Origin of the sequence: Streptomyces sp. NPDC005963 (assembly GCF_040638655.1) — a bacterium.
Classification (GTDB): domain Bacteria; phylum Actinomycetota; class Actinomycetes; order Streptomycetales; family Streptomycetaceae; genus Streptomyces.
Genome location: NZ_JBEXVD010000033.1, coordinates 16,287 through 31,246, shown reverse-complemented (window position 1 = coordinate 31,246; position 14,960 = coordinate 16,287). Strand labels below are relative to the sequence as shown.

14 protein-coding genes are annotated in these 14,960 nt (G+C 67.5%); 6 read left to right on the top strand and 8 right to left on the bottom strand.

Annotated elements, in window-relative coordinates; genetic code table 11:
- A partial coding sequence (locus ABZ348_RS30430) for a helix-turn-helix domain-containing protein (protein ID WP_358938489.1) occupies nt 1-1,910 on the bottom strand: 1,910 nt, incomplete at its 3' end.
- A gap of 255 nt (nt 1,911-2,165) precedes the next feature.
- On the opposite strand from ABZ348_RS30430, the gene ABZ348_RS30425 reads away from it, so the two are divergent.
- On the top strand, nt 2,166-2,513 hold the full coding sequence (locus tag ABZ348_RS30425; protein ID WP_358938488.1) for a peptidase inhibitor family I36 protein: 348 nt from the start codon (nt 2,166-2,168) through the stop codon (nt 2,511-2,513).
- A gap of 459 nt (nt 2,514-2,972) precedes the next feature.
- Here the strand turns inward: ABZ348_RS30425 and ABZ348_RS30420 are convergent, their stop codons facing one another.
- The 6 genes from ABZ348_RS30420 to ABZ348_RS30395 all read right to left on the bottom strand — a co-directional run bounded on the left by ABZ348_RS30420 (nt 2,973) and on the right by ABZ348_RS30395 (nt 10,655).
- A complete protein-coding gene (locus ABZ348_RS30420) occupies nt 2,973-3,494 on the bottom strand; it encodes a hypothetical protein (RefSeq protein ID WP_358938486.1) in 522 nt (173 codons plus the stop codon).
- A gap of 349 nt (nt 3,495-3,843) precedes the next feature.
- Nucleotides 3,844-4,365, bottom strand: a complete 522-nt coding sequence (locus ABZ348_RS30415) for a hypothetical protein (protein WP_358938484.1) — start codon at nt 4,363-4,365, stop codon at nt 3,844-3,846.
- 457 nt (nt 4,366-4,822) lie between these two features.
- Nucleotides 4,823-5,038: a DUF5133 domain-containing protein gene (locus tag ABZ348_RS30410; protein ID WP_358938590.1), complete on the bottom strand. Its 216-nt coding sequence runs from the start codon at nt 5,036-5,038 to the stop codon at nt 4,823-4,825.
- A 283-nt stretch (nt 5,039-5,321) separates the two neighbouring features.
- The gene (locus ABZ348_RS30405; protein ID WP_358938482.1) at nt 5,322-9,533 is read right to left on the bottom strand and encodes a trypsin-like peptidase domain-containing protein; all 4,212 of its coding nucleotides are present in this window, start codon (nt 9,531-9,533) and stop codon (nt 5,322-5,324) included.
- 7 nt (nt 9,534-9,540) lie between these two features.
- The gene (locus ABZ348_RS30400) at nt 9,541-9,876 is read right to left on the bottom strand and encodes a CU044_2847 family protein (protein ID WP_358938480.1); all 336 of its coding nucleotides are present in this window, start codon (nt 9,874-9,876) and stop codon (nt 9,541-9,543) included.
- A 248-nt stretch (nt 9,877-10,124) separates the two neighbouring features.
- Nucleotides 10,125-10,655: a hypothetical protein gene (locus ABZ348_RS30395; protein ID WP_358938478.1), complete on the bottom strand. Its 531-nt coding sequence runs from the start codon at nt 10,653-10,655 to the stop codon at nt 10,125-10,127.
- Between the two features lie 605 nt (nt 10,656-11,260).
- Between ABZ348_RS30395 and ABZ348_RS30390 the strand changes: the two genes are divergently transcribed.
- The 5 genes from ABZ348_RS30390 (at nt 11,261) to ABZ348_RS30370 (ending at nt 13,897) form a co-directional block, all read left to right on the top strand.
- Nucleotides 11,261-11,509, top strand: coding sequence for a hypothetical protein (locus tag ABZ348_RS30390; protein WP_358938476.1), 249 nt, complete (start codon nt 11,261-11,263; stop codon nt 11,507-11,509).
- A gap of 5 nt (nt 11,510-11,514) precedes the next feature.
- Nucleotides 11,515-12,522 (top strand): helix-turn-helix domain-containing protein, encoded by a 1,008-nt coding sequence (locus ABZ348_RS30385; RefSeq protein WP_358938474.1) that lies wholly within the window; start codon nt 11,515-11,517, stop codon nt 12,520-12,522.
- Nucleotides 12,523-12,687: 165 nt separating this feature from the next.
- Nucleotides 12,688-12,969 (top strand): hypothetical protein, encoded by a 282-nt coding sequence (locus ABZ348_RS30380; protein ID WP_358938472.1) that lies wholly within the window; start codon nt 12,688-12,690, stop codon nt 12,967-12,969.
- 290 nt (nt 12,970-13,259) lie between these two features.
- On the top strand, nt 13,260-13,643 hold the full coding sequence (locus ABZ348_RS30375) for a hypothetical protein (protein WP_358938470.1): 384 nt from the start codon (nt 13,260-13,262) through the stop codon (nt 13,641-13,643).
- A complete protein-coding gene (locus ABZ348_RS30370; protein ID WP_358938468.1) occupies nt 13,640-13,897 on the top strand; it encodes a hypothetical protein in 258 nt (85 codons plus the stop codon). The genes ABZ348_RS30375 and ABZ348_RS30370 overlap by 4 nt, the downstream gene beginning before the upstream one ends.
- A gap of 164 nt (nt 13,898-14,061) precedes the next feature.
- On the opposite strand, the gene ABZ348_RS30365 is transcribed toward ABZ348_RS30370, so the two are convergent.
- Nucleotides 14,062-14,859, bottom strand: coding sequence for a hypothetical protein (locus tag ABZ348_RS30365; RefSeq protein ID WP_358938466.1), 798 nt, complete (start codon nt 14,857-14,859; stop codon nt 14,062-14,064).
- Nucleotides 14,860-14,960 lie beyond the last annotated feature (101 nt).

Sequence of the window (14,960 nt, the reverse complement as noted above, 5' to 3'; positions counted from 1 at the left end):
GTGCGTCCGTCCGGGCTGAACACGGCCGAGGAAGCACCGCCCGTGTGGCCCGTGAAGCGGTGCTGGAGTGGGAGTGCTGCGGCTCTGTGCAGACCGACAGTGGCCTCGGCAGTGGGACTGGTTCGGTATGCCTGGACAGCGAGCAGTGAAGCTAGGTCGGGATCCGTCTGCAGGAGGGCCGTCGATTGGGCGGCCAGTTGACGCGAGAGAGCCATCTGCTGGGCGGCGATAGCCGTCTTCTGCGCGGTGAGGGCGATCTGCCGCTGCCAGAAGGCAACGCCCGCCGCGACGAGCGCCAGGGCGAGCATGCAGGCCAAAATCATGTTGATATGGCGGGTGCGGCGCGCGGCGGTCTGTTGGCTGCTGTGGCTGGCGGCGAGGAACTCGTTTTCGACAGAGGTGAGTTCGCCCGTCCGGGCACGGGTATGGAATGTTTCGTACGTTTCGGCCAGGCGTACACCTCGGTAGAGAGCTCCGGTGTCCCGCCCGAGATCGTGCCAGCTGTCGGCCGCGTGGGTGAGGGCGCGGTGCAGGCGCAGGCGGTGACGGTCCTCGTCGATCCAGGTGCGGAGGCGGGGCCAGGCGGTGATGAGGGCTTCGTGGGCGAGATCGACGGTCTGGTCGTCGAGGGTGATGAGGCGGGCGCGGGTGAGGTGCTCAAGAACTGTTTGGGCGTCTTGTGTATGGGTGGCTTGAAGTTCTGTCCAAGGTGTGGGGCGGCGGGTGTCTTGGGTGCCTTGCCCGGGGGTGATCAGCCTCATCATGATGCGGCGGGCCTGGTCCCTCTGATCGGGGGTGAGTTGGTTGTAGGTGTGTTCGGCGGTGCTGGCGACGGCGCCGTGGATGCCGCCGATGGCCTCGTACGCGGCGAGGGTGAGGGTGCGTCCCCGGCGCCGTCGCCAGACTTCCAGCAGCGCGTGGGACATCAGCGGAAGGCCGCCGGGCTCCGCCGCGGTCTCTTCCACGATTAGGGCCGTCAGCTCCCGCTCCACGATCAGTCCCGCCACGCGGGCAGGTCCGACGACCGCGCGGCGCAGTTCGTTCGCGGACATCGGCCCGACTACGAGATGTGCCGTTCCCAAGATCTCGACGAGGCCGGGGTGTCCGGTGCAGTGGGTGTAGAAGTCGGCTCGGACCGCGATCACGACCCGCAGACCGCTGCCGTGGTTTCTGCCGGCGAGGAGTAGGTCGAGGAATCGGGCGCGCTCGGCGGAGTCTTGGCAGAGGGTGAAGACTTCCTCGAACTGGTCTACCAGGATGACAGTGTCCCGTTGCAGTTCGCCGTCTCCGGGCCTGGTGGCGCTTGTTTCGGTGAGGTTGAAGACGCCGGTGAGGGCCTGGGCGTGGGTGGTGGCGGGCCGGGGGCCGGGGGTGATGACACGGATCGCCGAGCAGCGCAGCGAAGTCCGGCCCGTTTGTTGAAGTGCGGGGATGAGCCCGGCACGCAGAAGGGAGGATTTGCCGCTGCCGGATGCTCCGGTGAGGATCACGAGCCGGTGGCTGGCCAGCATGGAGTGGAGTTGGTCGGCCAGTTCGGTGCGGCCGAAGAAGACTGTTCGGTCTTCTGATTCATAGCGGGTGAGGCCTCGATAGGGGGCAGTGGTCTGGTCGTCGTCCACCATCGAGACGGATGTCTGTTCGTCCAGCGCTTGGGCTGTCGCCCGCCAGCGGGCCTCCCACTCTGCGGGATCGCCCCCACAGACGGACGCGTATGCGAGGGCAACGGGCATCGACGGTAACTCGTCCCCCCTCGCCGCGGCGGCAAGCGTACTCACCGAATAGCAGGCCCGAACCGCCATCTCCCGGTAGGTCAGCCCGCCCGCCGCGGCCCGTAACTCCCGCAGCTCGTGTGCGAACTGCTCCACCGGTCCCGCCTTCGGATCCAACGGACGCTCCCGACGACCCGCCATGACACCCCACCCTCTCCCCCATCAGATGCCGCAGGTCCGACCGGGCGCACCCCGGAACCCGTCTATCGAACCGCCCCCGGACATTGTGTGAACAGCACGGAACAGGCTTTCCGCACAATGCCCGACCAGCTGAAGTCAGTAGTGCCAACGACGAACCGGACTAGGAAGCGCCTCTCCGAGGCTGGACCAACCCAACGAGAACAATTCGAACTGTTCAAATGCTTCCAGGCCGAAAATTCGTGAAAGGGACCAGATATGCGCAAGATGGGCAAAGCATTACTGGCTGCCGGTATGGTGGTCGCCTTCAGTTCGCTCGCAGTTCCCAACGCCTCGGCCTACGAGCGGTGCAGCACAGGTAGGTACTGCATCTACAGCGGCTTCAACGGAAGCGGAAGCATCTGCCAGGTGATTCCTGAGCACCATGATGTGACCGCCCAATGCCTCTGGACAGGCACCAACAACGCAAAGTCCGTCAAAAACATGACGACCAGCCAGGTGTACTTCTACGGGGGAACCAACTTCACCCAGTTCAGAGGTTCCACCGCTTCAGGAGGCCAGGGAAACCTCCAGGGCTCGTACAAGATCCGATCAGTCGGTCTCTGAGATTGATCAACCTGCTGTGCCCTCCCAAGGGCTCCGAGGCACGGATAGCCCTGGCCAACGCCAGCCTCGGCGATTCCCATTCGGAAATTTCGATCGCGGTGGCCGTTCCCTGACTTTCGCCCAAACCTCCTGAGGCGAAGAACTGACATTCAGGGCCCATCACCCGACCGGAGTGGAAATTGCGATGCCGTAGGGGTCGGGGCCGAAGGAACGGCCGAGTTGGATCGTGCGTTCAGCAGAGCGTACCGCCCCTAGCGCCCGGCCACCGCACACCACCTTTCCGCACACCGCTGCGGCCCCAGATACCGATTCAGACCGGTTTGGGGCCGCAGCCCTATTACGCGTCTACGGGGCCGGTGCCCGCTCCAGAGTTCATACAGTGTCGGTACTGGTGGGAGTCTGTGATCAGGCGACCTGTGATTGAGGGCTTGCGCTGCCTCCGACTACTGTGAGTATCCGTCAGGGGCGGCATTGGGTAGCACTTCGTGTTGCGGTGTCGGGATCGATGCCTCGGCGCCGTAGCCGCGCGCGGACCCTCTCCCACCGCTCAGCGGGCAACTGCCACCCGATCGCCGATCCGGTGTCACTCGCGGAGAAGGAGACTCCCGATCCCGTCGGCCCCCAGATCTCTGCGGAGATGGTGTGGGGCACGAGGGTCATGAACCATTCGCACTGCCGTTCGTCCGTCAAGTCCAGGACAACGGCGGTCTTCCCTTCCCGAGCGCCCGTCGCGCCGGCGATGGCGGTGAGGGCGGCCTGGGCATCCGAAGGCCAGGGAAGGTCAGAGATGAGATCAATGTCCGTCGAAGCCGCGTCAGGTGCCACCTCCCGTATCACCTCTTCAACCACTGTCCGCGCTGTTTCGGCGGAGGTGCCTTCCAGGAGGAAGAGGTCAAACGGACGTTGCCTCTGGTCATCGCGGCTTCCGAAGGACCGTACGAACTCGGTGAGCGCGCGCGTGAGTGAGTGTTTGGCGGACATCGGGCTGTTGTCTCCTCTGGTGAGGCGGCACTGACCTGGGTGACCTGCTAATGGGATTCCTGCGTCGTGCTGGTGCCCAGCGGGCACCTGGCCGCCTTGGCGCGGAGCTTGCGGAGCCGGTGCCAGGTGGCGAAGTGCTGGAGCATGCGGGCGTGCTCGGGTCGAACGCATCCCGCCGATGCTCGGGCAGCGCGGCCCGAATCCCGGGAATCGTCGACGGCACCTCAACCTCGCGGCCATCGCTGTGGGCCCACAGACCGTTCATGCCCATGCCCGCTTCCTGCCCTGCATCGCCAGAAACCTTCACGGTAGCGGCCGGCCCGCAGCCTCGACGGAGTTCACCCGCCTTTCAGCCGTGCGGGCCGCAGTGGCCATCCTTCAACCGATGGCTGCGCAGCTGACCGGCCTGGCCGCCGTCGATCCGGTCGTTGGGCGCGGGTTTTCGGCTGGACCAGGGCGTGAGGAACTTGGCGGTGGCCGGAGCGCCGGACGGGGTGAGGACGTCATAGAGGGTGGCGAGCAGGGCCTGGGCGTCTCCGAGGTCGGCGGTGGGGAATGCCGCGGCCTCTTCGGGTTCCTCGACCTCCATGCAGTCCCACCCCATGATCAGCGTCTCGGAGAAGTGCTCGTGCGCCGGGGTGGAGCAGAGGCTAGCGCGGACTGTCCCCGTGGCGTAGTCGCTGATCCACGAGGTCGCACGCTCTTCGCCCAAGGCGGTCAGCTGGCCCCGGAGACGGTGGGCGAGGTCGTGCCCAGTCAGGATCCGGTCGGCCGCGTCGGCGTCGATACGGCTGCTGACGGTGTGGGCGATGTGGTCCGCGGCGAGGCCGGCGTCTCTGGAGTCCAGGATCTGCCGGTGGAGCTGTCCCATGCTTCCCACACGGCGGCTTCGGCGCGGGTGATCTCCTGGCAGGCGTTGCTCAGCCGGACCCTCTCCACTTCTTCCCCGGTGGCCCGGTGTAGGGCGACGGGTTCGCCGCTGGTGTCCTCGTCCGGCCACACCCGCACGCGAACCAGGAGTTCGGGGACGTCGTCGTAAGGGTGCGAGGCGGGGTCCCGCCGGGCGTCCTGCTCGCGGATGATGTCCGGTTGGTCAGCGCGCCATTGAGGCGGTCGTCGGTGTCGCAGATCGGTAGCGCCCCGACCTTGAGGTTGGCCACCTTCCTCGCTGTGCCCAAGGCTGCTTCCTGGGCGCCGATGCAGTCCGTGTATCTCGCGAGCCGTCGTCATTCCAACCACGCTCCAGGCGCGCCTACTCTCGGCCGTGCGCACCCGCCAAGAGGGCGGCCTACCGACAGCAGCGGGAGAACGCATTGTTGCTGAGTACGTCAGACCGCGAGCCGGGATTGGTTTTCGGGCCTGGCACCGTAAAGACGCTGCCGGGCAGCGGCGAGTGCCGTATCGACGTCGCGGGTGCCGGTGGACACGCACAGGGTGTAGGCAAGATCGTCCATCCGCCGCATTGTTTCAGGGCTTCGCACAACGAGCCGGGACAAGGCCTCGTACTCGCTGACCAACCGGGACAGGACCGCCGGGTGAGCCATCAGCATGATCAACCTCCGGTGCGTGCTGACAACGCCATGTGTTTTACGCTCGCCCGGATACCCGACACCCGCCTCCCCACACCTACGAATCCACCAAGCGCCCACACATACCGCACCCACGACCGTGATGAGACCCGACGGCCAGTACGTCGCGCCTTGCCGTCGCACGCCAGCCCGGCTTGTCTCCCTCGGGCACCACGCCCCGGTAGACGCATACAGGCTTCTGGAGGAAGGCTTCTTCGGGGCCGTCGCTGTCGGGGGTCTCCGTCGGAGCCGCACAGGGTCAGGCGCAGGGCGGTTCCACTGGGGCGCCTTCAGGAAGGTGCTTGAGTTCCTCCTGGGTGAAGGCGCGTCCCGTGGTTGCGCACAGGTGGGTGGACCAGGTTTCGGGACGCACGTCGAGGGTGGAACGCCAGCCCTCATGTTCCGTGATCAGCTTGGTGCCCCGCAGCACCGCTGTTGAGCCGTGGTCTCTCGGGATTATGCCGATGCGGCTGCCGTCGGTGCTCCACAGTTCATAGCCGTCCACGCTTGAGGTCACCGTCACCGCATCCGCGGTTCCCACGATGTTCGTACCAGTGGGCATCTCGATGGGCGCACCGACGATCCTGCCCTTTTCAACGTTCCAGCGGTGCAGCTTGCCGTCGTTGTGGGACACCGCCAGGAAGCGGCCGTCCGGCGAGAAGGCCAGGTTGCCGGTGCCGGTCTGGTCGAAGGCCGAGCTGATCTCATCCCCTTTCAGTATCTGTGTCCGTGTGCGGGTGCGGAGGTCCCAGATCTGGATTCTGCCCTTCTTCTGATCCTTGAGCGTCACCACAGCGACCTGATGGGGGTGGCCCGGCCGGGCAAGGAGCTGATTCTTAGACGGGGGGAAGCTCGGGACGTACGGGTCGGGGTCGACGGTCACCGCTCTCCCCGGCTGTACGCGTTGTTCCGGGTCCACACGCAGCAGTTCCCCGTCCCGGGTGAGAACCGCGATCTCGCCACCGGCCAAGGGCGCGACCATGCTGATCAGCCCTTCCTCCTCACCGGTTGCCCGAGTGGCGGCCACGCGGATGTCGACCCGGTCGGACAGCGTGTCGGCGTCGTACACGTGCAGGTGCGAGCCGCCCGCCGCAGACAGCACGAGCTGGTCGCTGCCGTGTGTCCAGACGAGGCCAGCTTCGGTGGTCCGGCCGAATCCCTCCGGCAGCTCGTCGGTGGTGGTGCCGCCGTGTACCAGATTCACCACCTGGAGTTCACGGTCCATCAGCCGCGCCACCCGGCGGCCGTCCGGCGACATGACTGAGAGCACCCCGCCGTAGTCATCGGGGTCGGTGCCGACGGGCCGGGGCACCGGGCGCGCGTGGGTCGCGACCAGCGTGTCTCCGACCAGGGCCAGCACGGTCAGCCCGGCTTCCGGGCCCCGGGCGACGACGAGTTTCGGTTCCTGGTAACCGGGCTCGTCATCAACAGGCACGCGGGTCATGTACGCATCGTCCTTGCCACGCGTTCGCAGCACCAGATCGGAATGATCGAAGTCGAGCGGTACCTCCGAGGAATAGCTGAAGCCGCCCGTGGCATCGACCGGTTCCGGGTTGTCGTCGTTGCCCTTGGCAGGGAGCTTTCGCAACTCTGCTCCGGTACGCAGGTCATGGAGGGCGCGCGTAGAGGTTGTTTCGGGTTTGCCAGGCTTGCCGGGGCTTCTTGTGGAGATCTCGACGGTGCCGGGTTCCTTTCCGAAACGCGCGCTCTCAATTCCCACGGCTGAGGCCAGACTGTCTGCCACCGGCACAGGCTGCAGGCTGTTGAGGTCCCAAACACCGATAAAGGACCGGGGCGTCGCATTCTTGGCTTCTGGGGTGTGGAGGTCGAGCAGCCGCAGCAGCCGTCTGCCGTCAGGGCTGAAGTCCAGTCCGGTGCTGACCGCGCCGTCAACGTCCTTAGGATCCCGGCTGAGGAGGGTCGGCTCGGAGCCCTTTCCGTCGAGCCGCCACAGCCGCACCGCGCCGTCAGGCGTCACTACCCCGTAGTAGCGCCCGTCCGGGCTGAGCTGCCCGTCCTGCTGGGTCTCGGGCACGTCCGCAAGCCTGTAGTGCTGCGGCTTGCCCGCCAGCGCGCCGGTCACGACCGACACCTCGTACGAATCGGACCCTTGTGGCTTGGAGCGCACCACGAGAGTGCTCCCGTCCGGGGTCGCGTCCAGCTCCTGGACCCGGCCCCGCCATAGCCCGGTATGGATTCCGCGCGCGTACTGCGCCCGGACATACTGACTCAGCAATGCCGCCCGCGCGTGCGGCGACTTGCGGTCGGCGTGCCAGGCGGCGAGAGCGAACTGCACTGCTGTGCCCGGTTCCTGGGCCTGCCGGCGGCCGGACTCCTCCGCGAGCGCGCGGGCCGCGAGGGTGCGCACCTGGGCCGCGAGTTCCCGGCTGGTGCCCAGAGCGAGTACACCCAGTACGACCGCCACCACCAGCAGCGCCATGAGGAACACGCCGCCGGCGACCAGCCGCCGGACCGTGCCCTGCGCGTGCCGGCGGCCGGCCTCGATGTAGGCGCGTTCGTCGGCTGTCATGTCCTCGGGCCGATGTTGCAGCCACTCCACGCCTTCGGCCAGGGTCTTGCCGCGCTGGAGCGCTCCCGCTTCCCTTTCCTTCGCGACCCAGCGGGCCATGTCCGTGCGTAGTTGCTCCTGCCACACCCGGAAGTTTCTGCTCTCTTCCAGCCACGTGTGCAACCGGGGCCAGAGCCGCGTGAGTGCCTCGTGGGTGAGGTCGACGATCTCGGCTCCCTGCGCCGTGTGGCCGATGATGACCAGCTTCCCGCGCGCGAGGCGGCGGGCGAGCACCACTGCCGCAGGATCAAGGTGGGCGAGAAGGGTAGCGCGCCGGGAGTATCCGCCCTGGTCGTCGGGGCGTGCGAGCTGCATGAACAATCGTCTCGCCGGAACTTCTTCGGACGCGGGGACGTGCGCGCGGTACGCCTCGTCGGCGTAGCCCACCAGGGTTCCGGCGACGCCGCCGAGTTCGTCGTATACGGCATGGGTGAGCAGGGAGCGTTCGTGACGCTCCCAGAGCCGGGTGAGGGTGAACTCCACCAGAGGCATCCGGCCAGGCTGGTCCGCGGCATCCGCGACGATGCGCTCCGCGAGCCCTGGCTCCAGCCGCAGTCCCGGTACGGCATCGACGGGACCGGTGACGGCTCGGTACAGGCTCTCGGCGTCGAGCGGCGCGAGGAAAAGGACGGCGTCGCTCAGCGTGCCGGACGTCTCCGGCGTCAGGAGTACATCCAGGGATTCCTGCCGTGCGGTGGCCACGACGCGCAGTCCGCGCCCCCCGCCCTCACGCGGATGATCCGTCAACGCGAGCAGGAGGCGCAGCAGGGTGCGCGCGGCGGCTGGTTCAGCGCCGGTGTATTCCTCGAGTTGGTCGACCACGATCAGATGGCCACCGGTACCCGCCCGATCCTGGAGCGCGGCCCGCAGGCCGGCGACCGCCTGCGGTATCCGGTCGGCGCCGCGTCCTGCCCCGGGTGAATCTCCGGATTCCCCGGCCAGAAGTTGCGCCAGCGTTGCCGCCCTGCTCAGCTTGTCGACCTCTCCGGTCTCCGGCTCCAGGACGGGTACGAGCGCGTGCGCCAGGAGCGTCTCCGGTGTCACGCCGGGAACGGGACGCAGGACCGTTGCGCTCAGCCTTTCGGCTCGGAGCCGGGGCAACAGACCGGCACGGATCAGCGAGGACTTGCCGCTGCCGGAAGGGCCCACGACCAGTGTGAGGCGGCGCGCGTCGACTGACGCGGCGAGCCGTCCGGTGTCACACTCCCGCCCGTGGAAGAACTCTGCATCCTTCTCCTCGAACGGTTCAAGGCCCCTGAACGGACAGGCCGGGCGCAGGATCGCCTCGTCGGTGAGAGCGGCGGACGGCACGAGGAACGCGGTGTGCGCCAGGTCGCCGCGCCCTGCGGCGACGGCCAGGCCGACGACCCCGCCCTGTACGTCGTCCCATACCGCCGCGCCGCTGTAGCCCTTGCTGACCAGCGGGCCGCCGGGGCCGGTGTCCATCTGCAGCCAGCCCGCGCCCTGGACGCTCCGCAACATGCCTGTCGCCCACACCCCGTGGTCCCCGCCCCCGGGAAAGCCGTACGCTCGGAAGGAGTGCCCCCACACGGATGTACCGTCCACGAGCGGTACCGGCCGGGCGTCAGGCACGGGCGCGTCGAGGCGCAGCAGGGCGACGTCGCCGCTGTCGTCCTCCAGCACCGGCCGCCAGGAGACGACCCGGGCGCGCACTGCGGGCGCGGCTCCGTCTGCACCGCGCAGCAGCGGGAACTCCACACGCACGGTCTCCGTGGGCGCGTCGGAGGTGTCCCACGGAAGCTGCAGAGCGTCCGCAACGACATGGGCGCATGTGCAGACGATGTCCGGCGCCACGAGGAATCCCGCTCCCGCGATTCCCCCGGCGCCACGTAATCGGACGAGGCCTGATTCCAGAGCCTCTTCACCCCGTAATACAGTCATGCCGACATCATCGAGGGGCGCGGGCTCCCCACTCCAGACGCACGGCGAAGTTGGCCTCACTGGCGGCCTTGGCCACCACGACACCTGCTTCAGCGGACAGCTTGATCCCGAACTCCACGCTGACGGTGTCGGGTTGGCTGGCCAGACTCCGGACGCTGTCGGCCACTGCCTCGACCGCAGGCCTGATGTGTGCGAGCGCCTCCTGAAGAGTCTGTGCGGAACCTCGGACGATCCCGGACGCGGACCCCCGGGCAACCCGGTCGATCCCGTCGTCCTGCTGCCCCTCCACCTCTACCCGGACCGCGGTCCCATCGCTCAGCCGCAAATCACCAATCCGTGTCACATCGCCCACCCCTCGCAATCGAGCACCCACACGTTCCCTGTGTGGCCCCAACTCACCGAGCCTATACAAGCCTGGGGGACCCCCGGATGCCTTTCGGCGGGTCCGCACACCGGCTCTGCTTTGCGGGTGCGCGCACGCCATGGCGGGGTGCGGTCCACCTGAGGGACGGCTCAGAACAGTGGACGTGCGTTTGCCTGCTCACCAGCACCGCACGCACGGCCGGTACCCGGGCTGCCAGTCGTCGGGATTCAGGCCGGGGTGTCCGTGTCCTGGAGCGCGTTGCTCAGATCCTGAAGGGTGTCCTCCATCGGGGTGCCGAACCGTGTCTCCAACAGTTGGATGGTGGTGCCGCAGTAGTTGGCAAGGTGCAGGAGGAGGGTGAGGGACTCCTGCTCGCTCCTGGCGAAGGTGGTGCCCAGGATCTCGGCACCATCGGCGAATCCGTCGCTGAGCATTCTGCGGATGACGTCCACCGCCAACGGGAACTCCCTGTCCCCTCGGGTCTGTGACGCCTCGGCCAGGGAGTCGAGGAACGCGCCGGGGTCCTGTTCGTTGCGCGCGGCGATCTCCAGGGTGAGACCGAAGGCTGCCATCGCGGTGCCGGCGCCCAGCAGGGAAAGTCGCGTCATCCCTGTGTCGTCGGCGTCCGCATATGCGGTGGCGGCGATCAGACGGCCCGTCGGCAGATCGGCGGGACTGGATGCGGCTGTGCGGTGGCTGACGGGATCGATCGCGGCACGGAGCAGCTCCATGACGGGCTCATGCGAGGGAAGGGTCATGCCGCCATGTTGCCTTCGCGTGCCCGTGGGAGCAGGGGAAATGGGTGGATTGGCGTTCATGGGGCTGGAGGCGGGCAGCGGGAGATGAGCGCGTCCGCTGGTGGCTGCCTTTTACTAGCAAATGGCGGGATCTGGTCTATGGGTGCGGGTGGGCGGAGGGTGGTCGCATCCGGGTGGATGCGCCACCCTCAAGGGCGCCGCGCTGGAAGTCGCGGTGGGCCCATCCCTGTTCCGTGCAGCCACGACGCCAGGGGAGGTCCGGCACAAGGCCGAATCTCGGCGCTTCTGCGAGACTGTCATCGCGGGCGCTCTCTCGGCAATGCCACACCGGACGAAAGTTCATCAAAATTCGGGTGTAGAAGCCGATGAGCTGCGCGTATTGCGTCTGCATGGGATCTCGTAGACCACCCGTTTGCCAGAACAGGGCTTCTACGTCTGCACGTTGACGTATCAAAATCTTCAACAGGGCTGTGACGCTTTGTGTTTGGCGATCGGTCGGTGAGACGATCCGATCGCTGGTGATCAGGTCTGGAAGCCTCCGCCAGCTTTCCGTATATGCAGCCACGTCAGCGCCCTCGCGCGCACAGCCAGAAGGTGGAGATGCCATGCGCTCCTCTGCTCCAACGCACCATCCGTTCACCCCGGCACGGAGTGGACGGACCACGGCCCTTGTGATCGTCGTTCTCCTGGTGGTCGTCGTCGGTATCTACGCGCTCACGCTCGCCGGTGTCCCCCTTCCCGGCGCCGTCGAGCTCGCCGGCAGCGTCCTCGGTGTCATCCTGATGGCCTGCGGGGCTGTGAAGGCGACACGTGCCCGCCGCGGCGACAGGGCCGTTCCCGAGGGCCTCTGCTAGCTCTCATGGGACGGCACGAGCGAGCCGTCGCCGCCCACATCAAGCAGGCCGGAACGTTGGCGCTGTGGCTCCGTGCCCAGCGCCAACGAGCGGGCTGCACCTACGCGGCGATGGCCGAGACGTTGAACCACCGGTACTCAGCATCCATGCTGTCGCGGGCGGCCAGCGGCCGCCTGGTCCCCTCACACGAACTGGTCCTCGCCTACGTACGAGCGTGCGGCGGCAACCAGAAACACGCCACCCGCCTGTGGAAGGAAGCTCGCTGGGCGGAGGAGGAACACAAACGCCGACAGGGAACGCCCCACGATTTCCGCGACCTGGCCGTGAAAGTCGGCCGGGCACTCGCGCATCCCGAGGTCATCGAGAACTTCGGACAGCTCCGCAGAGCGATGATCCAACTGCGGGCGAGGGAGGGCCAACCCTCCCTCGGCACACTCCAAACCAGGGCTGGCCGCAAACCCTGCGGCACTCACCGGCTACCCAAGAGCAGCCTCAGCGCCATTCTCCGCGGAGAGACACCGCCCCTGCGCGACCACCTCACCGCCTTCATGACCGCCCTGGGGATGTCGGCCCGCAAGGTTGAGGAATGGGAGATCGCCTGGGACCGGATCGTCGCCAACGAAGGCCGCGGCACACGAAGAAGCCAACCGGACCGGTACCTCCCAAAAGCAAGGGACGGGAGGTTGCCGTACCTCCTGTACCGCGCGTTCCGCAGCAGCGACCCGGACCCCCCGCTGATGGCGATGCTCGCCTCCCTACCTGAGAGATTCGCCATGACCGAATCCGACCTCGTCTACCTCAAAAGCCACAGCATCCCACCCCGCACCCTCCAAGAACTCCTCCTACCCCGCGCCTGGAGTGGGCCCCAACCACCCAACCCACAAGCCGGCGTCACCCGATCCGGTCTCCCTATCCGCAACCCACGCCGCTACAACGCCCGCACCCCACCCCGCACACACACATTCCGCGCCCGAAAGGAACCCCTCGACATACCCCTCCTCACCCTCATCTGACCGCCCCCGCCGCACCGAGGCGCCGGACTCCGCCAGCGGGCCCGAGCCGGGTGGTCGTGCCCAGCCCGGGCCGGGGAATCCGGCGCCTGCGGTGCGGACGGTCGGTGTCGAGGCGCCCAGGGTCCATTACGGGATGACACCGAGAGCCTCTGGGTAGATCCGGGTATGCGTATCAGCTGGGTCCGCCTCGTCACCACCGACACCATGACGTCCGACGCGTACCGGGAGTTCTGCTGGGGAGTGCACCTGCCCGAGGTGCCCACCGGGTACGGACTGATCCTCGGCTACACCGACGACGGGCAGGTGGTCACCGCCGTACTCGCGGACGTTGACTACGCGCGGCTGCTGGCCCAGGCGCGGGACGTCCTCGTGCCCGAGGAGAAGATCACCATGTTGCTTTTCGACTGGCCCGACCTCAACCCGACCGCAGCCAGCGTCTGGAGCTAAGAGGCCGTCGAAGCCCACTGCTGTGTGCACCCTGGCCAGCACAGGGTCGGCCCCGCGCTGCGGGGATGCTCCGAAGTGCAAGGCGACGTCCTCATCCGACTTCCTGTCGGCCCCGCGATGCGGGGATGGTCCGGTGCTGTGGGTGGACGTGTTGATGTTCCACACGTCGGTTCTACGGGGGCGGTGTCATCATGCTGGGCGGTGTCATCCGATGGGGTGAGGGGTGCTGGGTTGGGGCGGCTGGTGGACGACACTGAGGGGTGCCCGCTGCCGACCCGGGAGGAAGCGCGATGAGTGACCCGACCCGTGAGCAGGCGACACCGGACGGGCCGGTGTTGCCGACCCGCTCGCCGTACGAACTCGCGTCGGACGAAGGCCCGCAGAGCATCGGCGAGCTGAAGGCCGCCCTCGCTCCCTGGCCCGACCTCCTGGCCCGGTTCGCCGCCGAGTTGGACGGCGCGCCGTTCCACCGCGAGGACGAGGAACCCCTGCGCGCGGTACGGGACGTCATCAGCGCGTACCGGGTCGAGTGGATGGCGAAGGTCCACCCGGACATCGTCCAGGCCGTCGCCGACGACGAGGCCGGGATCGACGACGGCGTCCCGCTCGACGTCGTCATGGGCGAGTACGACCCCGAGACCTACGAGCTCCGCAACGGGGGCGAGGCGGCGTGACCGCGTACAAGGTCGTCCTCGCGCCCCAGGCGCAGCGCGCGCTGGCCGGCCTCGTCCCGGAGCGGCGCCGCGCGGTCCACGAGGCGATGCGCGGGAAGTTGTCCACGAATCCCCTCGCGGTGGGCACCCCGGAGGGCACCGGGCCGGACGCCCTGCGGAAGCTCGCCGTGGCCTCCGCCGGGGTCACCATCGGCTACCGCGTCATCGACGCCCAGGTCGAAGTCCGCGTCGTCTGGCTCCTCGGCTGGCCCTGACCGCGGGTGGACGAGGAAGCCGGGCCCGCCCGGGCGCGGCTGTTCGAACGGGTCCGGGGCATCCCGTACGCGACCGACGGCGCGCGCAGCGGCGCTGATCTGCTGACAGCCGGCCGCAGCGACCCGTGGCTGGCTGTATCCAAGACACGGTGAACGCCCACCGCTCACCGACAAACTGACAGAGGCACAGCGTTCCCATCAACGGAGTCGTCGGACCGGGTGAAGCGAACCCAGCGACAGCTCCAGTCGTCATCCGCATATGACGGTGCTGGTCCGTGCATTTCTTGCTCGGACATGTACTGTCCCAAAGTTCCCTCGTGCCACCCGCAGGTAACGCGATATGTGCCCGGCTTGACCCACAGCACCGTACCGAGACCCAGTTGGCCGTCCAGGTTGAGCTGGACAGGGGGGTTCAGCCGCGCCAGGGCCTTGATCGACGCGGCTCTTTCCTGCGGCGTCGCGTACGAGCCGGTCTCATGAGCATTCACTGCTGCCCAGACGACAACGACCCGGCCGCTGAGGAGCTCCAGCTTTCCTACTTCCTGTTCTTCGGCCGCAGGCGCCCCGGCGGCACGCCGACGCGGCGCGTCCGTCCTGCCGTCGGGGATCCATGAGCGCATGATCAGAAAGTTGTCGTCGTCGCCGGCGGGAACATTCCGGTACCGGGCGTAGGCAATCTCCGCGCTGCCCTCGCCGTCCATTTCCCAGATGAGGCCGGCATGTTCCCCGTGTTCACCGAAACGCACGAACGCGGCTTCGAGATCATCGTCGTCCAGGTGGACCGCCGACCAGGCGCGGGCATAGTCGCAGGCAGGATCCAGTTCGTAGTCGGGGCCGTGCGCTGCACCGCCCCAGTCCGAGAAGGAGTCGACCTCGCAGACGAGCAGCGGTCCACCGAGGGATCCAACCCTGGCCGGCTCCCACACAGAAGTGGGCTGCGACCCGGAATCTTCGTTTCTCACGTGCGCGGCTGCCGATCAATGACGAGGATCACGGAAATTTGGATGCTTACCAGCATGAGCCATAGCGGCGTCACCAGCATCGGTGGAACTACGTAGTCCGA